The organism is Paractinoplanes polyasparticus (genome assembly GCF_019710575.1).
Classification (GTDB): Bacteria; Actinomycetota; Actinomycetes; order Mycobacteriales; family Micromonosporaceae; genus Actinoplanes; species Actinoplanes polyasparticus.
On sequence record NZ_JAHWFK010000046.1, the window covers coordinates 88,802 to 109,329 of the forward strand.

Sequence of the window (20,528 nt, forward strand, 5' to 3'; positions counted from 1 at the left end):
GTCAGGCGTTGCGGGCAGCCACAGCGATCAGGCGGTCGGCCACGGCGTGGCGGTCGAGGCCCAGGCGCTGGGCGGTGTCGCGGAGGATGTCGTACGCCTCCTGCACGCCGCAGCCGCGCTGGGCGATGATCACGCCGATGGCCCGGTCGACGGCGGCGCCGGCGCTCCGGGCGTCTCGGCGGCGTAGCTCGTCCAGCAGCAGCTCGGACTGGTTGGCCAGGGCCATCGCGGTCAGCAGGTGGTCGGCGCCGGGGGCGTTCGGGGTGTCGAAATACAGGGTCAGGGCGCCGACCTCGGCTCGGGGAAGGTCGAGCGGGATCGCGACCACCGCGTGGATGCCCTCGGTGGCGGCGGCCTCGGCCAGCTCGGGCCAGCGGGCGTCGGTGGCCAGGTCGGGCGCGGTGACCATGGATCGGGTGCGGGCGGACTCCAGGCCGGGGCCGGTGGTGCCGGCGGCGTACTGGATCTCATCGACCGCGGCGCCGGGCAGGCCGTAGCCGGTGTGGGTCAGCGGGCCGCCCTCGCCGATCAGGACGATCGAGCAGCGTACGGCTCCGGGGACACCGCCCGCGGCGAAGACCGCCAGGCGTTCCAGAGCCTGGGTGAAGGAGTCGGCCGAAAGAAGGCGGGCCGTGAGTTCGTGCAGCAGACCGGCCAGTTCGACGGGGTGCGGGCTGAGAGGTTCCGCCGTCCGGGCCGCGGAGCGGGTGCGCCGGGGCCGGGTCACCACTCGGGCAGGGCCACGGTCCGGGGAGGAAACCCGACGATATGGGACAGGCACGCCGCGCATCCTGCCACGACCATCGACGGTCACGTAAGTCTTGTGCCTCTACCGGGTGGTTTCGTCGGGATCGACGGTCTGGTCGGAACGCCGCCGCTCCAGGAACGAGTCCGGTGCGGCGTCGGGGTCGGCCTCACGTTCGTCCGAATCCGCAAGGATCGCCTCGGCCTGGCCGCGCGGATCCTCGCTGCCGGCCACCAGCTCCTCGGGGAGTAGATCCGCCGCCCGATGCCCGATCCGGTCGTCACTCATGAGAGATCGACTACCCACACTCCGGCTCAGGAAACCCCGCGGCCGCGCCGGGTGGGCGGGCCGGCGAAAGCGTCGGAGGCCGGCCCCAGAGTAAGGCGCCGGGACGTTCAGCTCGGAGTAAGGCGCCGGGAGGCTGGGCCCAGGGGAAAGCGCTGGGAGGCTGGCCTGGGGGAAACCGCCGGGTGGCCGGGGCCCGGAGAAAGCGCCGGGTGGCCGGGAGAAAGCGCTGGGGGAGAAAAAGAGCGCCGCCCCCGGCAGGGCCGGAGGCGGCGCGGATGTCAGCGTGCAGGTCGCCTCGCGGCGAGTGGCACAACACGGCTCCAGCCGAACGGTATTCCGTGAAGGCAAAGGGTGAGGCCCGGGGACACTGGGCACGCTGACATCTGTTCACAACGGTCGGGTGGCACCCACGATTCCGGCAGGACATGTGACGGGCGCCACATAGTTTGGGGCGGATCGGGCCGGGTAGCCCGAGATCCGTGACCGATGAAATGCGTGAGCTGGATGCCTTTCTCGACGACGCGTTCGACGGGCAGGAGCGGCTCAGCAGTGCCGATCTGCAGCGGCGGGCCATCGCCTCCGAGCTGAGCGCCACGACGCTCACCCGGATCGACGCGCTGCCGGAAGGCGAGTACGCCCAGGATGAAGCGGCCGAGGCAGTGCGGGCGCTCGAAGTCTGACGGAAAGGACCTGGCTCATGGAACCGATCGGTGACCCGGACGAGCAGGAGGACTTCGCCGGCGAGCACGACGCCACCGCCGTCGACGACGACGTCACGGCTGACCGCGACGACGACGCCGAGCCCGAGACGCCCCAGGGCTGGTCCGGGCTCGACCGCGACGGCCCGCCCTGACAACAGCGACAGGCCCGCCCCGCAGCAAGCGGGGCGGGCCTCGCCACGTACCTCAGACCGCTCCGCAGCAAGCAGGGCGGGCCTCGCCACGTACCTCAGTCGCCTTCGGCGGCCTTCTTGGCGGCGTCGTAGCCCAGCTGGAGGAAGTCGGAGACGGCGGTGGCCGTCAGGGCGACCGCGACCAGGCGGGTCAGGCGCGGGGCCAGCACCAGGCCGCCGGTCAGGGCCGTGGAGACCCAGACGGCCAGGCAGAACGGGCAGCTGATCAGCTCGCCGATCCCGTGCTTCAGCGAACTGTCATGGTCGCGCACTTCTTCGTTGAGCTCGGCTGCGCCCGCCGGCTCGGCGTAACGCATGAACGGGGCCCGCAGCGGGCTGGTCACCGAGTCCTTGGCGATCAGGCGGCTCAGCTTGTGGGTCGCCAGTGACACCAGCACCACATCGGCAGTGGCCGGGCGGGCGGGGGCCGGCTTTCCGGTCACCTTGGCCGCGGCGGCCAGAGCGGCGGCCAGAGCGGTGAAACCGCCCATCGCCGCCATGTAGCCGCCCAGCGGGCGATGCTCGTGGGGCGCGTACGACTGTCCGACGCGCGTCAGCCGCGCGCCCAGCGACTCGATCAAAATTCTCCCTAGAAAGCCTGGGTGAGCCGGTCGGTGTCGACCTCACGGCTGGGATAGCGGGTGATGTACTCCGTCTCGAGGTCGGCTGTCCGCTTGAAGTGGTTCGACAGCGCGGCGTCGGGGCCGTGGCGGAGCGTCGCGAGCCGGGCCCGGTACAGGCTGCCGAGTTCGCGGAACAGGTCGTCCTCGCTCAGTGAGGCGGGGTCGACCCCGGTTTCCATCAACGGTGAGTCACCGTGAGCTTCTGTCATCGTGCACCTCCGGTTGTTACGGGCCAGGACAGCCACCGAGGGGTGTGGCGAACGCCAGGACGGTTGCCCGTGCGAGCCGCGGCCAAACACGCGCCGGTACGCTTCTGGGCATGAAGGGCCTGTGGACGCCGGCGTGGATCGTCCGGCATGTCCTGGCGGTGGTGCTGACCGCGGGCTGCCTGATCCTGGGCTGGTGGCAGTTCAGCCGCGCCCAGGAGGGCAACGCGATCAGCTGGGGCTACATGTTCGAGTGGCCGGTCTTCGCGGCCTTCGTCGTGTTCCTCTGGTTCCGCGAAGTTCAACTCGCCCGCAGGAAAGGCGGCCACCCGGCAGAGCCCGCTCCGCCGGAAAAGGCCGAGGAACAGCTCCCAGGCAAGGCTGTTACGGTCGGCCGGCCGGTACGCGTGGCAGTCCGCTCCACCCCGGATGCCGACGACCCCGAACTGGTCGCCTACAACGACTATCTCGCCTGGCTCAACGCCCACCCCGGCGCCCGCCCGGGCGACTATCCCGGATAGGACAGAAGCAAAGTGCAGGGTGCCCTGACCCGCTACCGGATCATCGCGTGGATCGTCGGCGTCTGCCTGCTCGCGCTCGTCGTGGTCGGCATGCCGTTGAAATATCTCGCGGACAACCCGGTCGTGGTCGCGGCCGTCGGGCCCGCGCACGGTTTCCTGTTCATGGTCTATCTGGTCGCCACGTTCGATCTGTCGCGCCGGGCCCACTGGCCGTTCGGCCGCATGATCCTGGTGATGTTGAGCGGCACGATCCCGTTCCTGTCTTTCTGGGCCGAGCGTAAGGTGACCCGGGAATGGGTGCCCGCCGCCGAGTTGACGAAAAGTCCCGTTTGACAGTCCGGCCGCACGCATTGCGGTCGTCGAATCACTTCCTGTTATCGGGATCATTAACGCGTATCGGGCCATTGTCTTAAATCACTCTGTGGGCCCTTGCTTTTGATGATCCCGCCGATAAGTTAATGCGGTTGGTTCGGTCCGCAGCCACTCCCCCTCCCGTGGCGCCGGCCAACGCCGCCGAATCTTCGTGGCGCCACGAGCGTCCGACAGAACCGGGAAACCGTGTTATCGAGGCGAATCCGCGCGAGCGGAAGGGTGTTCTTCCCACCCGAGCCCGTCAGTTGACCCGGTAGGCGGCCGAGCGGAAGAAAGGCCACTGACCGGTGCCCCACCCCCGCACGAGGCTTCGGGTCCTCGTCGTCGCGGCGCTCGCTGTCGCGATCACCGGTTCGCTGGGGACAGCCGCACACGCGGCCCCGTCCGCCAGCGAGCTGAAGAAACAGATCGAGACGGCGTCCAACAAGCTTGAGGACATCACCGAGAAGTACAACCAGATGCGGATCAACCTGAAGAAGACCCAGGCTGATCAGGTCAAGCTCCAGGCGTCCCTCAAGCCCGCTCAGGCGAAGCTGAAGGCTGCCAGCGCCCAGGTCGGCAATCTGGCCACCACGTCCTACAAGCAGGGTCGTGTCGGGCCGATGAGCGCGCTGCTCACCGGCGGCGGCCAGGACAGCATGATGGACCGCATGGCGTACCTGGACTTGATCACGAAGTCCAACCAGCGCGACATCGACACCTTCACCGCGGCCACCAAGGGCTTCGCCGACAAGCAGGCCGCCCTCAAGGCGACCCAAGTCAAGCAGACGGCCCAGGTGAACGCGCTGAACGCGCAGAAGGGGTCGATCCAGAAAGACCTCAAGAAGCTGTTCGCGATGCGCGAGGCGGCCTTCGGCCAGGGGCAGGAGAAGGGCAGCAAGTACACCGGCCCGATCCCGGAGATCTCCGGCAAGGCGGGTGTCGCCGTCACGTTCGCGTACAACCAGCTCGGCAAGCCGTACCTGTTCGGCGCGGACGGTCCGGGCAGCTACGACTGCTCGGGGCTGACCTCGGCGGCGTGGCGGGCGGCCGGTAAGTCGTTGTCGCACCAGACCAAGGCCCAGTGGAACGAGGTCACCCATATCAGCAAGGACGACCTGCAACCGGGTGACCTCGTGTTCTATCGAAGTCTCGGCCATGTCGCCCTCTATGTGGGCGGTGGTCAGATCATCGACGCGCCGCACTCGGGCACGGTGGTGAAGAAGCGCGGCATGAACATCATGACGCCGTACGGCTACGGCCGGGTCAACTAGACCGGCTCGAGAACCGGAGAAGGCCGGTACCCCTCGGGGTACCGGCCTTTCGCGTCTTGTGAGTAACGGGGGGAAGGAAAGCGGAAACGTCAGGCGGCCTGCAGGCCCTCGGCCCGGGCCAGCTCGCGCAGCCGGCCGAGCGCCTGGATCTCGAGCTGACGGATGCGCTCACGGCTCAGCGAGAAGCGGGAAGCCACCTCGGTGAGCGAGTGCTCGCGGCCGTCCTCGAGGCCGTAGCGGGCCCGCATGATGCCGGCCGACCGGTCGTCGAGGTGGTTGAGCAGACCCTCGATGCGCTGGCGCTCGAGGGCGGTCAGCACGATCTCTTCCGGCGAGGGGGCGTCGCTGTCGGCGACCAGGTCGCCGAGGTTGGTGTCGCCGTCGTCGCCGACCGGGGTGTCGAGGGAAACCGTGTCCTGGGCCCAGCGGGTGAGCTCGTTGACGCGCTCGACGGTCACGCCGAGAGCGGTCGCGATCTGCTCGGGCTCGGGGTCACTGCCGAGCTCGCGGACGAGCTGGCGGGTGACGTTGCGCATGCGGTTGACGTCTTCGACCAGGTGGACCGGGAGGCGCACGGTGCGCTCCTGCTGGGCGATGGCCCGGCTGATCGCCTGGCGCACCCACCACGTGGCGTAGGTCGAGAACTTGTAGCCGCGCTCGTAGTCGAACTTCTCGACCGCGCGGACCAGGCCGGTGTTGCCCTCCTGGATCAGGTCGAGCATCGGCATGCCGGAGCGCACGTAGCGCCGGGCGATCGACACGACCAGTCGCAGGTTGGCCCGGATGAACAGATCTTTCGCCTTGCGCCCCTCGGTGACGAGGCGCTCCAGCTCCTCCCGGCTCACACCGCGCCGGACCTCGCCCGTCTCGAGCAGGTGCTCGGCGTAGAGGCCGGCCTCGATCGACTTGGAGAGCTCAACCTCCCGGGCGGCGTCCAGCAGCGGAGTCCGGGAGATCTCGTGCAGGTAGACGCCGACAAGGTCACGCTCCTCGGCGACCTGGTCGGTCCGCATCACGGTGTTCTTCTCCACGTTGCCCACGGTCCCCTCATTGCCATCACTACTTACCCCGTTACGGGTGACACCTGTGTTCATCAGTTCCTCCCCGTAACGTCCGCAGTTCGCACATCGCGGTTACTTGGCATCTACACAACAAATGGTTGGCTGCACTGATTCCGGCTGGTGGGTCGAAAGTGTCACGAATGCCTGGGTGACAGCTGAGAGCCGAGTGCGTAGTTGCTGAACAGGGCTCCTGCGTTACGGCATTCGGCCCCGCGACAGGTGCGTCGCGCAGACAGACTCATACCCGTCGCTCGCTTCATGACACCATCGGCCCCTCGTCCCTCACAGCGACGCCCATCACCAAAGACCTTGGGACGTCCGTCACCACCCAGTACGTTCCCGGGGCGCGCCAGGTTCACCGTGCTGGATCGGCAGCTGCGGGACAGGGCTGAAACAAAAGCACCACCAAAAAGATCCCGCACTTCACCGAACGGGACCACCTGCCACAATGCGGCACGCGGCCGTGCAGTTCACTCGCCCGTCCGGGTGACATCCCAGCGGATGACGTCCCCTTCCACAACGGTTCGGAGCCGGTGGGCCATCCGGTTGGTGAGGTGACGAATACCACAGTGACCGGCGGGTGGCGCGAGGCACCATGAACACCATGTCTGCTGGGCGCACGGCTCTGATCACGGGTGGAACGGGCGGCCTCGGCGCCGCCACGGTGGCTGCTTTCGTCGCTGACGGCTGGCGCGTGGTCGCGCCGGTGCGGCCGGGAGGAGCCGATCGGTTACCCAAGGGCGCGGTGCCGGTCGACGGGGACATGTCGCGTGAGACCGATGTCACGGCGGCGGTGGCGGTCGCGGCGGGCGATCCGGCGGCGCCGTTGCGCGCGGTGATCAACCTGATCGGCGGCTTCGCGAGCGGGCCCCTGGTGGGCGAGACGCCGTGGAGCGACTTCGAGGCGCAGCTGCTGACCAATCTGCGGCCGACCTACCTGGTCACCGCCGCGGCCCTGCCGCACCTGGTCGAGGCGGGCGGCGGCAGCGTCGTCTGCGTCTCGTCCCGCACCGCGCTGTCGCCCTTTCCCGGGTCCGTCGGCTACTCCACCGCCAAGGCGGCCGTGATCGCCTTCGCCAACTCGGTGGCGGTGGATTACCGCAAGCGGAACGTGCGCTGCAACACGGTCGTGCCAAGCGTGATCGACACTGCCACCAACCGCGCGGCCATGCCCGACGCCGACTTCAACCGCTGGGTGCGTCCCGAGCAGATCGCCCCGGCGATCCTGTTCCTCGCCTCGGACGCTTCCGCACCCACCAGCGGGGCCCAGATCCCGGTCTACGGGCAGGCCTGAGGCCCGCCCGCAGACGGAGTCGATCAACCGCGAGCCGGTGCGGCGGGCAGCGCCTGTCTCAGAGCGTTTCTGAGAGCTGGTAGCCGGCCGTGACCAGGGCGGCCATGAGGGGGCTGCCGGCCAGCAGCATGCTGCGGCCCAGCCGGCTGCGAACCGGCTCGGGCAGGTCGGCGCGGCGGCGGAGTTCGGCGTGCAGGGCGGCCGAGACCTCGTCGGGCGTGCCGTTGGCGTCGATGACCACGAAGTCGGCCAACTCGGGCAGGGACAGGTAGGCGGCCCGCGCCGATTCCAGGTAGTCCATCGTTTCGCTGTCGTAGCCGCGGGCCTCGATCCGCTCGTGGGCCACCTTGGGGTCGACGTCGAGCAGGAACGTGAGGTCGGGCTTCGGGAAGAAGTGGTAGGCCCAGCGGGCGCGCCGCTCGGCGGCCGGGGCGGCGTGCCGGGCCCGCAGGCTCGCGTACTGACAGACGGCGTAGCGGTCCATCACCACGGTGCCGCCGGTGAAGCGGCGGCGCAGCAGAGTGCGCAGGATCGCCAGCCAGCGCAGAACGGACTCGACGAACAGCGTGCCGCGGCGGCCGAGCAGATCCTCGGCGTCGCGCTTGCCGAGCCGGACGGCCAGTTTGCCGAACCAGTGGCGGCCGCCGGCGTTACGGCGGTAGGCGACGCGCAGACCCGCAGCCTCCAGCTCGTCGGCCAGGCGGTGGGCCTGCGTCGTCTTGCCGGAGCCGTCCATGCCCACGAGGGCGACGGTGCGAAGGGTCATACCGACCAACGGTAACCGCCTGGCGCACCGAAGGGCTCGGCCGAACGTCGCGGTTCTCAGCGCAGAACACGGCACGGGTTCTCAGCCGCAGAGCGCGTCGCAGGTCTATCAGCGGCGGGAGCACGGGGCAGGTTTCTCAGCGGCCGGAGCGCGGGGCGGGGAAGGAGCGGGGGCTGCGTTCCCGGGTGGTCCTCGGGTTTCTTGAGGGGCGGGCCGCGGGGTCCATCGGCCGGCCCGGCGTTTTCCGGCGGCGGCGCTCGCCGCGTATCAAAATGGGGTTGGCAATAGACGCGCGCACCGAAAGACCAAGCAGTAGCCCAATACCCGTTGTTTGCAGTGGTTTGCCCCGGCGGCGATTCAACGTCGAGCGGGCCGGGTAGTCGTATCCGACACACCGAACCGCACCCGTCGAACAGGGGGACGTCATGCCGCACCGCGTGGACGAGGGCCTGGCCACCACGCTCAAGAAGGTCGCCTCGACTCTGAAGTCGGCCGGCATACCGTTCGCACTCGGCGGAAGCTTCGCGGTTTACGCGCACGGCGGGCACTCCAGCGACCACGACGTGGACTTCCTGCTGCGGGAGGAGGACCGCGACAAGGCTCTGGCCGAGCTGGCAGCGGTCGGCTTCCGCACCGAGCAGCCGCCCGAGGACTGGCTCGTCAAGGTCTACGACGAGGACCGGATGGTCGATCTCATCTATCGGCCGGTGGAGACGCCGGTGACGATGGAGACGCTGGCCGACACCGAGCAGATCTCGGTCGAGGCGATCTTCATGCCGGTGCTCTCGGCAACCCAGTTGATGGTGCACAAGCTGCTCAGCTACAGCCAGCACTACTGCGACTTCGCGACCGGTCTGCCGGTGGCCCGCTCGCTCCGCGAACAGATCGACTGGGCCCGGGTGCGGCGCGAGACCAGCAAATCACCGTACGCCGAAGCCTTCCTCATTCTGCTGGACCGGCTCGACGTGGTCCCGCTCGCGGACGACGAGGAAGCGCTGGCCACCAAGTAGGGGGATCAGATGACGAACGACACCGATCTCGAGGCCGAGATCCAGCGCCTGCTCACCGAGCACGACCGGATAGCCGAGCAGGGCATCACCGTGCAGCGCCGGGATCACCTGATCGTGCTGGGCGGCGAGGTCGAGAGCAGTCAGCGCCGCGACGAGATCTGCAAGCAGATCACCACGCACTTCCCGGAGCTCGAGATCACGTGTGACATCGGGATCACCCGGGCGCAGGCGCCCAGCGAGGTGGAGGAGATTTCATGATCCGGATCGCCGCTGTGGGCGACGTCCACGTGGACAAGGACGTGGTGGGCCGCTACCGGCCCGCCCTGGAAGAGTTGCCCGACCGGGCCGACGCCCTGCTGATCGCCGGTGACCTGACCCGGCACGGCACCGTCGACGAGGCGAAGTGCTTCGCCGAGGAGTTCGGCGGGCTGGGCGTGCCGGTCGTGGTGGTGCTCGGCAACCACGACCACCAGAGCGACCAGCAGGACGAGCTCACCCGGGCCATCGAGGACGCCGGGATCACCGTGCTCGAGGGCTCGGCGACCGTGCTCGAGATCCGGGGGCACCGGCTCGGGATCGCCGGCACCAAGGGCTTCGGCGGCGGGTTCGCCGGGGCCTGCGCCAGCAACTTCGGCGAACGCGAGATGAAGGACTTCGTCGGCACCGCCGAGCGCTACGCCGACGACCTGGAACGCGCGCTGAAGTCGGTGGAGTGCGACGCCCTGGTCGCGCTCACGCACTACTCCCCCGTGCCTGAGACGCTGGTCGGTGAGCCGCTCGAGATCTATGCCTTCCTCGGCTGTTATCAGCTCGGACGCTCGATCGACGCGGCACACGCGGCGCTGGCGCTGCACGGGCACGCGCACCACGGATCGGAGCGCGGACGCACCCCGGGCGGTGTGCCCGTACGCAACGTCGCCCACCCGGTGATCAAGCAGGCGTACAACGTCTACCAGCTGCTGTCCGACGAGGTCGATACCACATTGATCGGCGCTCGATAGGCAGGTTTTGGTTTTTCGGCGTCCGGGTATCGGATGTTCATGGACCTAATTCTTTGGATCATCGCCGTAATCCTGGTGGTCGCCGGTATTCTCGCGCTCTTCCGGCGGCAGCTGCTCTGGGGCATCGTGCTGATCGTCGTCGGCCTGCTCGTCGGCCCCGGCGGCGTCAGCATCTTCACCTGATCGGTAGCGAGGCTCTCCACGACTCCATCCCCCACGACCGAGAACCGGGCCACCCCCAACGGGTGGCCCGGTTCCGTTTGTCCGCCTTGCCGCACTCGCGGTGCGATGGACCGTTGAGCAGGAATGACTGAATCACTCGCGGAAAGTCTTCGATCTTTTTCTCCGCGAGGTGTGCCGGTGGCCGAAGTCCATCACTTCACGTACGGCGCGTTCAATCCGATCGCCGCCTTCCTGCTCGCCTTCCTGGGGTCCTTCTTCGGCCTGCTCAGCACGGCCCGGGCCCGCGACGCCCGCACCCGGGGGCGGCGCAACCGCTGGCTGCTGATCGCCGCCTTCGCGATCGGCGGCGGCGCGATCTGGCTCATGCACTTCGCTGCCATGCTCGGCTTCGAGGTGCCGGCCAGCCCGGTCCGCTTCGACGTCCCGATGACCCTGGCCAGCCTCGTGTTCGCGGTCGTCGCGGTCGGCTTCGGGCTGGTGATGGTCGGGCACGGCCGGCGCAGCCTGCCCCGGACGCTGGTGGCCGGCGGGCTCACCGGCGGCGGGGTGCTCGCCATGCACTACACCGGGATGGTCGGCATGCACGTGGCCGGCGAGATCCGGTACGACGTGGCGCTGGTGGCCGCCTCGGTGATCATCGCGGTGGTGGCGTCGACGATCGCCCTCTGGTTCACCGTCTCGGTGCGCGGCTGGGCGCCGATCGGCGGCGCCGCGGCCATCATGGCGATCGCGGTGTGCGGCATGCACTACACCGGGATGGCCGCCCTGTCGGTGCAACTCGATCCGGGATCGCTCGACCGGGTCGTTGGCTTCCGCCCGCTCACCCTGATCCTGCCCATCACGCTGATCACCGCGGCCACCATCATCGGGGTGGCGCTGAGCGCGCTCCAGGCGATGACCGAAGAGGAGTTCACGAACGGCGCCGGCACCCCGCGGCGAGGCGCGCACGCCGTGGCCGGCAACCCGTGGTCGCTCAAGCAGGCGACGATCGCGACGGCCGTCCGGCGGCCCTCGCCCCGCCCGGTTCCGATCCGCTCGCCCACCAACGGCTGACGCTCCGGTACGTTCTCGGCATGGCGCCCCGGATGCTGCTGTCGATGCCGTTGCACGCGATCACCGAGGTGTACGGCGAGGCGGGTCTGCGTGAGCGGCTCCTGCTCGAGCTCGAGACCTTCCCCGAGACCGAACGCAAGCAGTTGATCGTGGCGCTCGACCTGGCCGCGCGGCTGCACGCGGCCGACCGCCGGGTGCGCGAGCCGTACCTCAACCACCTGTTGCGGGTGGCCATCCGGATCATCAAGTACTACGGCGTACGCGATGTGGACGTGCTCACCGCGGCGCTGCTGCACGACGCGGTGGAGGACCATCCGGACGAGCTCGCCGGCACCGCCCAGGGCTCGTACACCGAGCTGACCGAGCTGGCGATCGCCGAACTGGCGTCCCGCTTCGGCCCGCGGGTGGCCGAGCTGGTCCGGTCGGTCACCAACCCCGAGTACGACCCCGAACGCGACCGCCACGAGCAGTACCGGGCGCACGTGGCGGCCAGCCTCGACCGCGACCCGTGGGCCCGGGTGATCAAGGTCTCGGACTTCACCGACAACGGCGTGGGCGTGATCCACACCACCCCGGAGAAGGCGGTCTCGGCCGCCCGCAAATACCGCCCGCTCGTGCCCAAGCTGCGCGAGCTGGTCGGGCGGCCGGACACGCCGTTGTCGATCGCCGCCAAGGACCACATCCTCGACCAGCTCGACCTCGCCGAGGAACGTTTCGCCTGCATCCTCGACGGATAGCCTGGAGGCCATGCTCGACACCGACGCTTGGTGGCGCGACGCCGTCATCTACCAGGTCTATCCCCGCTCGTTCGCCGACAGCGACGGCGACGGGATGGGCGACCTGCCCGGCATCACCGGGCGCCTGCAGCACCTTCAGGAGCTCGGCATCGACGCCGTGTGGCTCTCCCCTTTCTATCCCTCACCGCAGCACGACGCCGGCTACGACGTCGCCGACTACCGCGGTGTCGACCCGCGCTTCGGCGAGCTGGGCGACGCCGACAAGCTGATCGCCGAGGCGCACGGCCGGGGCATCAAGGTCATCGTCGACCTGGTGCCCAACCACACCTCGAGCGAGCACGCGTGGTTCCAGGCCGCGCTGGCCGCCGGGCCGGGCAGCCCCGAGCGGGAGCGCTACATTTTCCGCTCCTCGGGGGAGGAGCCGCCGAACTCGTGGAAGAGCGTCTTCGGGGGCAGCGCGTGGGAACGGCTGCCGGACGGTGACTGGTACCTGCACCTTTTCGACGTGAGCCAGCCCGACCTCAACTGGGACAACCCGGAGGTACGGGCCGAGTTCCTCGACGTCCTGCGCTTCTGGCTCGACCGCGGGGTCGACGGCTTCCGCGTCGACGTCGCGCACGGCCTGGTCAAAGAGGCGAACCTGACCGACTGGACGACCACCAGCACGATTCTGGGCGGTCTCGACCCGGCCGGCCCGCCGCCGCCCATGTGGGACCAGGAGGGCGTCCACGAGATCTACCAGTCGTGGCGCCGGGTGCTCGACGAGTATCCGGGCGGGCGGATCCTGGTCGCCGAGGCGTGGGTGGCCCCGGCCAGCCGGCTGGCCCGCTACGTGCGTCCCGACGAGATGCACCAGGCGTTCAACTTTCCCTACCTGGACGCGCCGTGGCGGCCGGCGGAGCTGCGAGCCGTGATCGACGAGACGCTCGAGGCCAACGACGCGGTGGGCGCGACCACCACCTGGGTGCTGTCGAACCACGACGTGGTGCGGCACGCCTCGCGGCTGGGGTTCCCGGTCGGCACGCCGCGCATGCCCGGCATCGGGGCCGAGGACCCGCAGCCCGACGCCGCGCTCGGCCTGCGCCGGGCCCGGGCCGCCACGCTGCTGATGCTCGGCCTGCCCGGCTCGGCCTACCTCTACCAGGGTGAGGAGCTGGGGCTGCCCGAGCACACCACGATGCCGGACGAGTTCCGCGAGGACCCGGCCTGGGAGCGCTCGGGACACGCGGAACGCGGGCGGGACGGCTGCCGGGTGCCCCTGCCGTGGGAGGCGGATGCCCCCTCGTACGGCTTCGGCCCCACCGACGCCTCCTGGCTGCCGCAGCCGGCCACCTGGGCCGAGTACGCCCTCGACCGCCAGCAGGGCGTGCCCGGCTCGACCTGGGAGCTCTATCGGACCGCGCTGAGCCTGCGGCGCGAGCACGGCCTGGGGCGCGGTTCGGTGGTGTGGCAGGAGGGCGCGTTCGCCTTCCGCAACGGCGACGTGCTCGTGCTGACGAACTTCGGTTCCGAGGCGGTGGAGCTACCGTCCGGCGCCCGGCTCCTGGTGAGCAGCGAGCCCCTCGACGGCGACGGGCGGATCCCCACCGACGTCACGGTCTGGGCCGCCCTCTAGCTGAGCCCCCTCGAGCTGAGCCGCCCGGGCCAGCAGGGCGGCGTGCGTGTCGGCCATGTCGCGCGCGACCGTCCTGCTGGCCAGCCAGAACATGACCCCGGTGGGCACCCAGAAGAGCTGGAACGCGGCCAGGCCGACCGCGTAGTTGAGCGGCGGCGGGAAGGCGCCGGCCAGCCCGCGGAAGGCCGCCGCGACCATGATGTTGCCGCCGGCCCGGCCGAACCCGTTGACCAGGTTGCCCAGGCTGTAGACGGTGCCGCGGTGCTCGGGCGGGTTGACGTCGGCGATCAGGGCGAACCAGTTGGGCGAGTTGGCCGACGTCAGCATGAGCGCGAACACCGCGACGGCCAGGCAGAGCCCGACGGTGGGCTCGGTGAAGACGTCGGCCAGCACGGCCCGGATGATTCCGCCCGTGCCGGCGCCGTCGGGCACGTCGATGCGCATCGGCACGAAGAACAGCACCGTGTAGAACGGCACGGCGGCGAGAACGCCGACCGCCGCGACCAGCGACCGGCCGCGAGGGGTGCGGCGTTGCAGGCGGTCGCCGACCAGGCCGCCCAGGATGGACAGGGCGCCGCCGGCCTGGAACAGCGTGGCGAAGACGCTGCCGATCACGATCGCGGTGCCCGCGGAATAGCCCTGGTCCTCGGCGCGGACCTGGAACAGCACCGGCAGCCAGACCAGCGAGCCCAGGGCGATCTGGGCGGTGCTGCCCTGCAGGATCAGCCAGATGTTGGTGCGCCGGCGCAGGATCAGCGGCAGGTGGTCGTGGTGGATGCGCTCGTCGTACTCGACCCCGGCCAGTTCGGGCTGGCTGTCGCCGCGAGGCACGTTGTAGGTGAACAGGTAGGCCACCGTGGCCACCACGCCGACGACCGCGGTGATCAGGAACGGCCGGCGCCAGTCGGCGTGGCCGAGCAGGCCGCCGATCAGGGTGCCGGCCAGCGTGCCGACGCCCTGGGACAGCCCCCAGAAGCTCATCACCAGGCCGCGGCGCCGGGGCGAGATGAGGTCGCTGACCACGGCGAAGCTCACCGAGGCGACGGCGCCCAGGCCGAACGCGGCGACGATCTGGCTGATCAGAAAGCTGGGATAGCTCTCCGAGAAGCCGGACCAGGCGGTGCCGGCGATCCAGATCAGCGTGCCCAGGATGAGCACCGGCTTGCGGTCGGTGCGGTCCCCGGCGTACGCGAACCCGATCGCCGCCACCGCGCTGATCAGGAACATGATCGTGGTGGCGAGCGCGATGTGGCCCGAGCCGACCCCGAACGCGGTGCCGATGCTGCCGTACAGCGGCGGCACCAGGCCGATCGCGACGTTGTCGAGCGAGGCGAGGACCACGAACACCACGACGCTGTACGCGCGGTGGGCGGAGCCTCCCCTGGTCACCCGTGAAGGTTAGCGGGGCCGAGCTGAGCCTGCCCCGCGGCGGAAAACAGAAAAACTAAAACCGGTCGACGACTGCGTTCCGAGCAGCTGCGTATTGCTCCCGAATGACGGGGAAACTGGTGGCCTCGTACGTCTCGGGGGCCGCGGCCGACCACACGGGCGGCTCGTCGCTGCCCAGCGCGACCCACGCGGCCTGGCGGCCGGCGCCGTCGGCAACGTACTCGCCGGGCGGCGGCACCAGCACCGGCAGGCCGAACAGCTCGGGCGCGATCCGGCGGACGGCCTCGCTGCGGGCCCCGCCGCCGACCAGCACGATGCGGTTGGCGGTGGCGCCGTTGGCGACCAGCGCGTCGAGCCCGTCGGCCAGGGCGCACAGCATGCCCTCGACGGCGGCCCGGGCCAGGTGGGCCGGGTCGGAGGTCTTGAGCGTCAGGCCGTGGATGGCGCCGGTGGCGTCCGGGCGGTTCGGGGTGCGCTCGCCTTCCAGGTACGGGATGAGGACGAGCCCGTCGGCGCCGGCCGGCGCGCTGAGGGCCAGCCGGGACAGCTCCTCGTGGTCGACGCCGAGCAGCTTGCCGGCCGCATCGAGCACCCGGGCCGCGTTGAGCGTCACCACGATGGGCAGGAACCGGCCGGTGGTGTCGGCGAACCCGGCCACCGTGCCGGTCGGGTCGTTGGGCGAGACGTCGGACGAGACGAAGACGGTGCCCGAGGTGCCGATCGAGACGATCACGTCGCCCGTGCCGGCGCCGGTGCCGAACGCGGCCGCCGCGTTGTCGCCCGCGCCGGGGCCGAGCGGGGCGCCGTTGGGCAGGCGACCGGCGATGCCGGTGGGGCCGAGCACCTCGGGTGTTCTGATCAGGCGGCCGAAGCCCAGCTCGAGCAGGTCGGGACGGTACTCGTTGGTCTTGGCCGACCAGTAGAGCGTGCCGCTGGCGTCGCTGCGGTCGGTCTTGATCGTGCCGATGTCGGTCGACCCGGAGAGCTTCCAGGTCAGCCAGTCGTGCGGCAGGCAGACCGCGGCTACTCGGGCCGCATTGCCCGGCTCGTTGCGCGCCAGCCAGCGCAGCTTGGTGAGGGTGAAGCTGGCGACCGGCACGATGCCGACCGCGTCGGCCCACTTGTCGCCGCCGCCGAGCTCCTTAATGAGGTCGGCGGCCGCGCCGGCGCTGCGGGTGTCGTTCCACAGCAGCGCCGGGCGGACCACTTCGCCGTTCTCGTCGAGCACCACCATGCCGTGCTGCTGACCCGCCACCGACGCGGCGGCCACGTCGTCGAGGCCGCCGGCCTCGTCGATCGCCTGTTGCAGCGCGGCCCACCAGGCGTCCGGATGCACCTCGGTGCCGTCCGGATGCGCGGCGCGGCCCTGCCGGACCAATCGGCCGGTCTCCGCGTCGCGGATGACCACCTTGCAGGACTGGGTGGAGCTGTCGATCCCGGCTACGAGAGTCATTTCTTCCCTTTGGCTCGACGCTTAGTTGGCGCGCAGAACGTGGTCGATCATGAGCTGGTGCAGCTTCACGAAACCGTAGCCCTGAGCACCGGCCGCGTCGACGTCGAAGTTCTCCCAGGCGCTCTTGTCGTTGAGCAGGTCCTGGTAGGTCTCGCCCGGGTTGAGGGTCGGGGTCTCGAGCTCGAGCACCTTGCTCGCGCGCAGGGCCTCCTGCACCACCGGGTCGGCCCGGAACGCCTGCGCGCGCTCCTTGAGCAGCAGGTACATGCGCATGTTGGCCTTGGCCGACTCCCAGACGCCGTCGATGTTCTCGGTGCGGGAGGGCTTGTAGTCGAAGTGGCGGGGGCCGTCGTACTTGGGGCCGCCGCCGATCGGGCCGTTCTCGAGCAGGTCGACCAGCGAGAACGCGTTGAGCAGGTCGCCGTGGCCGAAGACCAGGTCCTGGTCGAACTTGACGCTGTGCTGGCCGTTGAGGTCGATGTGGAAGAGCTTCTTCTGCCACAGCGCCTGGGCGATGCCCTGGGTGAAGTTGAGGTTGGACATCTGCTCGTGTCCGACCTCGGGGTTGATGCCGAACAGCTCGGGCCGCTCGAGCTCGTAGGTGAACGCGATGGCGTGGCCCAGGGTCGGCAGCAGGATGTCGCCGCGGGGCTCGTTCGGCTTGGGCTCGATCGCGAAGCGCAGGCCGTAGCCCTTGTCCTCGGAGTACTGGGCGACCAGGTTGAGGCCCTCGCGGTAGCGGTCGAGCGCGGCGTTGATGTCCTTGGCCGCGTCGTACTCGGCGCCCTCGCGGCCACCCCAGAGCACGAAGGTCTCGGCGCCCAGCTCGGCGGCGAGGTCGACCTGGCGCAGCACCTTGCGCAGCGCGTAACGGCGCACCGAGCGGTCGTTGCTGGTGAAGGCGCCGTCCTTGAACACCGGGTGGCTGAAGGTGTTGGTGGTGACCATCGGCACCACGATGCCGGTCTCCTCCAGGGCCTTCTTGAAGCCGGCGAGGATGCCGTCGCGGGTCGAGGCGTCGGACCCGAAGGGCACCAGGTCGTCGTCGTGGAATGTCAGGCCGTAGGCGCCGAGCTCGGCCAGCTTGTGCACCGCTTCGATCGGGTCGAGCGGCGGGCGGGTGGCCGAGCCGAACGCGTCGACGGCCTGCCACCCGATGGTCCACAGGCCGAAGGAGAACTTGTCTTCACGAGTGGGTTGGACCGGCACGGTTACCTCCACGTAACAGCTCGGATTTGTTTATTGGTTGAATTATTTGGCGGCCGTGTGGCATTGTCAAGGCCGTGAGCGGCCGCTTGATGAATGCTTCCCGCAGCCCCGTCCGGCAATCGAGCGTGCGAGCCCACAATCTCGCGCTCGTGTTGCAGACAGTGGCGAACAGCGCAGATCGCCCATCCCGGGCGGCCATCTCGGCCTCGACCGGGCTCACCCGGGCCACGGTGTCGGCCCTGGTCGACGACCTCATAGCCGGGCGCCTGCTGACCGAGCTCGATCCGACGCCGCGTACGGGCGCCGGCCGCCCCGCCGCCGGCCTGGCGCTCACTCCCGACGGACCGGGCGGGCTCGGACTCGAGATCAACGTCGACTACCTGGCCGCGTGCGTGGTCGACCTGACCGGCGTCGTCCGCCATCGCTTCGTCACCCGGGCCGACCAGCGCCTACTGCCGCCCGCGGAAGCCCTGGCCGCGCTGGGCGGGCTGGCCGCGCGGGCCCGCGCGGCGGCCGACGCCGACGGCATCGAACTCGCGGGCGCCGCACTGGCGGTGCCGGGCCTGGTCGCGGCGGACGGCCTCGTGCGCGTGGCGCCCAACCTGGGCTGGCAGGACGTCGACGTGCCGGCCCTGCTGAACCTCGGCCTGCCGCTGACCGTCGACAACGAGGCCAACCTGGCGGCGCTGGGCGAGCTGCGGACCGACGGCGGCACCCCCACCTTCCTGTACGTCTCGGGTGAGATCGGCATCGGCGCCGGCATCGTGCTCGACGGCGAGCTCTACCGCGGCGGGCGCGGCTGGAGCGGCGAGATCGGGCACGTGACCGTCTATCCCGACGGCCGGCCCTGCCGCTGCGGCGCCAACGGCTGCCTGGAGCAGTACGCGGGCCAGGAGGCAGTCGCGGCCGATCCCGACCTGGCCGCCGCTGCCCTCGGCATCGCCCTGTCGGCCGTGGTCAACCTGCTCGACCTCGGCGTGATCGTGCTGGGCGGCGGCTACGCGCCCGAGTTCGACCGGCTGCGCGACGGCATCGACGCCGAGCTGCGCCGCCGGGTGCTCACGGCCGGCCTGGCCCCGGTGGCGCTGCGGGCGGCCACGCTGGGCCCGGACGCGGCCATGCGCGGGGCGGCCGACGTGGTCATCGGCAGCGTGCGCGACGACCCGGCGAGCTGGCTGGCCCGCTCACGACCTGCTCAGGCTGTCTGAGCCGAGGCGGACCCGCCGTTCTCGCCGGCCGCGGCCGAGAACTCGCTCAGCCCGCGCAGCAGGGCCGCCCGGCCGCCGGACGACATCTTCTCGAGCACGCCCGTGAGCGCGCGACGCCGGATGCGGCGCAGCTCGCCCAGCAGCGTGCGGGAGGCGGGGGTGAGGTAGAGAGCGATCTCGCGCCGGTCGGCCCGGCCGGGCACCCGCTCGACCATGCCCGAGGCGACCAGGCGGTCGCACAGGCGGCTGGCCGAGGAGAGCAGCATGCCCAGTTCGGCGGCGAGGCCACCCAGATTTATGCCTTCGGCCCGCTCGACGGCCAGCAACGCGTTCAATTGGACCGAGGAGATGCGCGGCGTCACCTGCTCGCGAGCCGCATCCCAGGCGAGCAGCAAGGATTTCGCGGCGTCGTCGATCGCCGCGGTCTGCATCGGGTCCGGCCCATCCGGCCCATGGTGAACGGCCATGGTGCAGGAGAGACTACTCGTACGGGCGGGTCTGTTCGAGGAGGTCGCCATTGATCGACAGGCTACTGGTGCTCCGGCGGATCCTCACCGACGCCGCCGCCGATGCCGTTCCGGAGCGCCTGGCCGAGGCTCTGGCCGCGCAGTACGGGCTCACCCGCACCGAGTTGTACCTGGTCGATTACCGTCTGGCGGCTCTCGTGCCGGTCTTCGGCGACCACCCGCGCACCCATCCCGGCGATCCCGCCTGGCGCTGCTTCGACCATCAGAGCGCGGTCGAAGAGAAAGATGTGATGTTTCTTCCGATCACCTCGCGGGGCGAGCGCATCGGCGTGCTGGCCTGCGAACCGGCGCCCGGCGACCCCGCGGCCGCCGGCGAACTGACCGAGATCGCCGTGGCGCTGGCCCACGAGCTTCAGGCGGCGTCCGACGGCACGGACCGCTATCAGGCGGTGGCCCGCACCCGCCGGCTCACCCTGGCCGCCGAGATGCAGTGGGAGCTGCTGCCCGCGCGCAGCCGCAGCCGGCCCGCGTTCGGCCTGGCCGGGCAGCTCGAACCGTCGTACGCGGTGCGCGGCGACAGCTTCGACTGGGCCGACCAGGACGGCAGGCTCTCGCTGAGCATGCTCAACGGCATGGGCGAGGGCGTGTCGGCGGCCCTGCTCACCTCGCTCGCCACCTTCGCGCTGCGCAACGCCCGCCGGGGCGGCATCCCCCTCGACGACCAGGCCGCACTGGCCGACCAGGCGATCTATGCCGAGCACCGGGGCCACGCGTACGTATCGGCCCTGCTGCTCGAGCTCGACCTGACGACCGGCGAGGTGACCGTCGTCGACGCGGGTTCGCCCCGGTTGCTGCTGCTGCGCGACGGCGCGGTGCACGAGCAGAAGCTGCGCAAAGAGTTCCCGCTCGGCATGTTCGACGAGACGGACTACCAGGTGCAGAGCTTCCGCATGGAGCCCGGCGACCGGCTCATGCTCGCCAGTGACGGCGTCTACGACGCGGTCACGGCGACCGGGCGGTACGGGGATGCGGCACTGGCCCGCTTCGTCCGCCGTACGCAGTCCCTGGCGCCGCTGCAGGCCGTGCGGTCGCTGCTGGGAGACCTGCGGGCCTTCGTGGGCGACGCCGACCTCGAGGACGACGCGGTCGCCGTCTGCCTCGACTTCCACGGCGTGTGAGGCG

The 20,528-nt window shown here is 70.2% G+C and carries 25 protein-coding genes and 1 riboswitch; of the genes, 15 read left to right on the plus strand and 10 right to left on the minus strand.

All coding sequences use genetic code 11. From position 1 onward, the window contains the following. Position 1: 1 nt before the first annotated feature. Both KXC43_RS38605 and KXC43_RS38610 read right to left on the minus strand, forming a co-directional pair. The gene (locus KXC43_RS38605; RefSeq protein ID WP_308129453.1) at positions 2-730 is read right to left on the minus strand and encodes an ANTAR domain-containing protein; all 729 of its coding nucleotides are present in this window, start codon (positions 728-730) and stop codon (positions 2-4) included. 99 nt (positions 731-829) lie between these two features. Then, positions 830-1,033: a hypothetical protein gene (locus tag KXC43_RS38610; protein ID WP_221381183.1), complete on the minus strand. Its 204-nt coding sequence runs from the start codon at positions 1,031-1,033 to the stop codon at positions 830-832. Positions 1,034-1,512: 479 nt separating this feature from the next. Between KXC43_RS38610 and KXC43_RS38615 the strand changes: the two genes are divergently transcribed. Next, positions 1,513-1,713 (plus strand): hypothetical protein, encoded by a 201-nt coding sequence (locus KXC43_RS38615; RefSeq protein WP_438870941.1) that lies wholly within the window; start codon positions 1,513-1,515, stop codon positions 1,711-1,713. 17 nt (positions 1,714-1,730) lie between these two features. After that, positions 1,731-1,886, plus strand: a complete 156-nt coding sequence (locus tag KXC43_RS38620) for a hypothetical protein (protein WP_221381184.1) — start codon at positions 1,731-1,733, stop codon at positions 1,884-1,886. A 95-nt stretch (positions 1,887-1,981) separates the two neighbouring features. Here the strand turns inward: KXC43_RS38620 and KXC43_RS38625 are convergent, their stop codons facing one another. Together KXC43_RS38625 and KXC43_RS38630 are read right to left on the minus strand one after the other, a co-directional pair. Next, a complete protein-coding gene (locus KXC43_RS38625) occupies positions 1,982-2,503 on the minus strand; it encodes a DUF1360 domain-containing protein (protein ID WP_221381243.1) in 522 nt (173 codons plus the stop codon). Between the two features lie 11 nt (positions 2,504-2,514). After that, positions 2,515-2,757, minus strand: a complete 243-nt coding sequence (locus KXC43_RS38630; protein ID WP_221381185.1) for a DUF6158 family protein — start codon at positions 2,755-2,757, stop codon at positions 2,515-2,517. A 110-nt stretch (positions 2,758-2,867) separates the two neighbouring features. Here KXC43_RS38630 and KXC43_RS38635 point away from each other — a divergent pair, with 110 nt between their 5' ends. From KXC43_RS38635 to KXC43_RS38645, 3 genes are all read left to right on the plus strand, one after another. Further along, a complete protein-coding gene (locus tag KXC43_RS38635; protein ID WP_221381186.1) occupies positions 2,868-3,275 on the plus strand; it encodes a hypothetical protein in 408 nt (135 codons plus the stop codon). A 12-nt stretch (positions 3,276-3,287) separates the two neighbouring features. Further along, positions 3,288-3,608 (plus strand): DUF3817 domain-containing protein, encoded by a 321-nt coding sequence (locus tag KXC43_RS38640; protein WP_221381187.1) that lies wholly within the window; start codon positions 3,288-3,290, stop codon positions 3,606-3,608. A 168-nt stretch (positions 3,609-3,776) separates the two neighbouring features. Then, a riboswitch (cyclic di-AMP (ydaO/yuaA leader) is annotated at positions 3,777-3,922 on the plus strand. Positions 3,923-3,934: 12 nt separating this feature from the next. Further along, entirely contained in the window at positions 3,935-4,900 is a 966-nt protein-coding gene (locus KXC43_RS38645; protein WP_221381188.1) for a C40 family peptidase, read from the plus strand. An 89-nt stretch (positions 4,901-4,989) separates the two neighbouring features. On the opposite strand, the gene KXC43_RS38650 is transcribed toward KXC43_RS38645, so the two are convergent. After that, positions 4,990-5,994, minus strand: a complete 1,005-nt coding sequence (locus KXC43_RS38650; RefSeq protein WP_221381189.1) for a sigma-70 family RNA polymerase sigma factor — start codon at positions 5,992-5,994, stop codon at positions 4,990-4,992. Positions 5,995-6,565: 571 nt separating this feature from the next. Here KXC43_RS38650 and KXC43_RS38655 point away from each other — a divergent pair. After that, entirely contained in the window at positions 6,566-7,255 is a 690-nt protein-coding gene (locus KXC43_RS38655) for an SDR family NAD(P)-dependent oxidoreductase (RefSeq protein WP_255645568.1), read from the plus strand. Between the two features lie 58 nt (positions 7,256-7,313). Here the strand turns inward: KXC43_RS38655 and KXC43_RS38660 are convergent, their stop codons facing one another. After that, positions 7,314-8,021 carry a dTMP kinase gene (locus tag KXC43_RS38660; RefSeq protein WP_221381191.1) on the minus strand — a complete coding sequence of 236 codons (708 nt, stop codon included), beginning with the start codon at positions 8,019-8,021 and terminating at the stop codon, positions 7,314-7,316. Positions 8,022-8,446: 425 nt separating this feature from the next. Between KXC43_RS38660 and KXC43_RS38665 the strand changes: the two genes are divergently transcribed. The 7 genes from KXC43_RS38665 to KXC43_RS38695 all read left to right on the plus strand — a co-directional run bounded on the left by KXC43_RS38665 (position 8,447) and on the right by KXC43_RS38695 (position 13,620). Beyond that, the gene (locus tag KXC43_RS38665) at positions 8,447-9,031 is read left to right on the plus strand and encodes a nucleotidyltransferase (protein ID WP_221381192.1); all 585 of its coding nucleotides are present in this window, start codon (positions 8,447-8,449) and stop codon (positions 9,029-9,031) included. 9 nt (positions 9,032-9,040) lie between these two features. After that, complete coding sequence (locus KXC43_RS38670; protein ID WP_221381193.1) at positions 9,041-9,289, plus strand: hypothetical protein; 249 nt, start codon at positions 9,041-9,043, stop codon at positions 9,287-9,289. Next, positions 9,286-10,032 carry a metallophosphoesterase family protein gene (locus tag KXC43_RS38675; protein WP_221381194.1) on the plus strand — a complete coding sequence of 249 codons (747 nt, stop codon included), beginning with the start codon at positions 9,286-9,288 and terminating at the stop codon, positions 10,030-10,032. The genes KXC43_RS38670 and KXC43_RS38675 overlap by 4 nt, the downstream gene beginning before the upstream one ends. Positions 10,033-10,071: 39 nt before the next feature. Then, positions 10,072-10,215: a GPGG-motif small membrane protein gene (locus tag KXC43_RS38680; protein ID WP_164842551.1), complete on the plus strand. Its 144-nt coding sequence runs from the start codon at positions 10,072-10,074 to the stop codon at positions 10,213-10,215. A 177-nt stretch (positions 10,216-10,392) separates the two neighbouring features. Continuing rightward, a complete protein-coding gene (locus KXC43_RS38685) occupies positions 10,393-11,268 on the plus strand; it encodes an MHYT domain-containing protein (protein WP_221381195.1) in 876 nt (291 codons plus the stop codon). A 20-nt stretch (positions 11,269-11,288) separates the two neighbouring features. Next, complete coding sequence (locus KXC43_RS38690; RefSeq protein WP_221381196.1) at positions 11,289-12,005, plus strand: HD domain-containing protein; 717 nt, start codon at positions 11,289-11,291, stop codon at positions 12,003-12,005. A 10-nt stretch (positions 12,006-12,015) separates the two neighbouring features. Further along, a complete protein-coding gene (locus KXC43_RS38695; protein ID WP_221381197.1) occupies positions 12,016-13,620 on the plus strand; it encodes a glycoside hydrolase family 13 protein in 1,605 nt (534 codons plus the stop codon). On the opposite strand, the gene KXC43_RS38700 is transcribed toward KXC43_RS38695, so the two are convergent. Genes KXC43_RS38700 through xylA form a run of 3 tightly spaced genes read right to left on the minus strand, consistent with a single transcriptional unit; the run spans position 13,528 to position 17,671 of the window. Continuing rightward, on the minus strand, positions 13,528-15,009 hold the full coding sequence (locus tag KXC43_RS38700; RefSeq protein ID WP_221381198.1) for an MFS transporter: 1,482 nt from the start codon (positions 15,007-15,009) through the stop codon (positions 13,528-13,530). The genes KXC43_RS38695 and KXC43_RS38700 overlap by 93 nt on opposite strands. 55 nt (positions 15,010-15,064) lie before the next feature. Further along, positions 15,065-16,462: a xylulokinase gene (gene xylB / locus KXC43_RS38705; protein ID WP_221381199.1), complete on the minus strand. Its 1,398-nt coding sequence runs from the start codon at positions 16,460-16,462 to the stop codon at positions 15,065-15,067. A gap of 21 nt (positions 16,463-16,483) precedes the next feature. Continuing rightward, positions 16,484-17,671, minus strand: a complete 1,188-nt coding sequence (gene xylA, locus KXC43_RS38710) for a xylose isomerase (protein WP_221381200.1) — start codon at positions 17,669-17,671, stop codon at positions 16,484-16,486. 89 nt (positions 17,672-17,760) lie between these two features. On the opposite strand from xylA, the gene KXC43_RS38715 reads away from it, so the two are divergent. Next, positions 17,761-18,879 (plus strand): ROK family protein, encoded by a 1,119-nt coding sequence (locus KXC43_RS38715; RefSeq protein ID WP_221381244.1) that lies wholly within the window; start codon positions 17,761-17,763, stop codon positions 18,877-18,879. On the opposite strand, the gene KXC43_RS38720 is transcribed toward KXC43_RS38715, so the two are convergent. Continuing rightward, the gene (locus tag KXC43_RS38720; protein ID WP_255645569.1) at positions 18,867-19,346 is read right to left on the minus strand and encodes a MarR family winged helix-turn-helix transcriptional regulator; all 480 of its coding nucleotides are present in this window, start codon (positions 19,344-19,346) and stop codon (positions 18,867-18,869) included. The two genes, KXC43_RS38715 and KXC43_RS38720, sit on opposite strands and share 13 nt — an antisense overlap. A 50-nt stretch (positions 19,347-19,396) precedes the next feature. On the opposite strand from KXC43_RS38720, the gene KXC43_RS38725 reads away from it, so the two are divergent. Next, the gene (locus KXC43_RS38725; protein ID WP_221381201.1) at positions 19,397-20,524 is read left to right on the plus strand and encodes a PP2C family protein-serine/threonine phosphatase; all 1,128 of its coding nucleotides are present in this window, start codon (positions 19,397-19,399) and stop codon (positions 20,522-20,524) included. Positions 20,525-20,528 lie beyond the last annotated feature (4 nt).

What these genes read in the sequence shown, in the direction of transcription:
- KXC43_RS38610 (WP_221381183.1), bottom strand. Translation starts at nt 1,033, where the DNA reads ATGAGTGACGACCGGATCGGGCATCGGGCGGCGGATCTACTCCCCGAG.
- KXC43_RS38620 (WP_221381184.1), top strand. Translation starts at nt 1,731, where the DNA reads ATGGAACCGATCGGTGACCCGGACGAGCAGGAGGACTTCGCCGGCGAG.
- KXC43_RS38630 (WP_221381185.1), bottom strand. Translation starts at nt 2,757, where the DNA reads ATGACAGAAGCTCACGGTGACTCACCGTTGATGGAAACCGGGGTCGAC.
- KXC43_RS38635 (WP_221381186.1), top strand. Translation starts at nt 2,868, where the DNA reads ATGAAGGGCCTGTGGACGCCGGCGTGGATCGTCCGGCATGTCCTGGCG.
- KXC43_RS38650 (WP_221381189.1), bottom strand. Translation starts at nt 5,994, where the DNA reads ATGAACACAGGTGTCACCCGTAACGGGGTAAGTAGTGATGGCAATGAG.
- KXC43_RS38655 (WP_255645568.1), top strand. Translation starts at nt 6,566, where the DNA reads ATGTCTGCTGGGCGCACGGCTCTGATCACGGGTGGAACGGGCGGCCTC.
- KXC43_RS38660 (WP_221381191.1), bottom strand. Translation starts at nt 8,021, where the DNA reads ATGACCCTTCGCACCGTCGCCCTCGTGGGCATGGACGGCTCCGGCAAG.
- KXC43_RS38665 (WP_221381192.1), top strand. Translation starts at nt 8,447, where the DNA reads ATGCCGCACCGCGTGGACGAGGGCCTGGCCACCACGCTCAAGAAGGTC.
- KXC43_RS38670 (WP_221381193.1), top strand. Translation starts at nt 9,041, where the DNA reads ATGACGAACGACACCGATCTCGAGGCCGAGATCCAGCGCCTGCTCACC.
- KXC43_RS38675 (WP_221381194.1), top strand. Translation starts at nt 9,286, where the DNA reads ATGATCCGGATCGCCGCTGTGGGCGACGTCCACGTGGACAAGGACGTG.
- KXC43_RS38680 (WP_164842551.1), top strand. Translation starts at nt 10,072, where the DNA reads ATGGACCTAATTCTTTGGATCATCGCCGTAATCCTGGTGGTCGCCGGT.
- KXC43_RS38690 (WP_221381196.1), top strand. Translation starts at nt 11,289, where the DNA reads ATGGCGCCCCGGATGCTGCTGTCGATGCCGTTGCACGCGATCACCGAG.
- KXC43_RS38695 (WP_221381197.1), top strand. Translation starts at nt 12,016, where the DNA reads ATGCTCGACACCGACGCTTGGTGGCGCGACGCCGTCATCTACCAGGTC.
- xylB (WP_221381199.1), bottom strand. Translation starts at nt 16,462, where the DNA reads ATGACTCTCGTAGCCGGGATCGACAGCTCCACCCAGTCCTGCAAGGTG.
- KXC43_RS38715 (WP_221381244.1), top strand. Translation starts at nt 17,761, where the DNA reads ATGAATGCTTCCCGCAGCCCCGTCCGGCAATCGAGCGTGCGAGCCCAC.
- KXC43_RS38720 (WP_255645569.1), bottom strand. Translation starts at nt 19,346, where the DNA reads ATGGCCGTTCACCATGGGCCGGATGGGCCGGACCCGATGCAGACCGCG.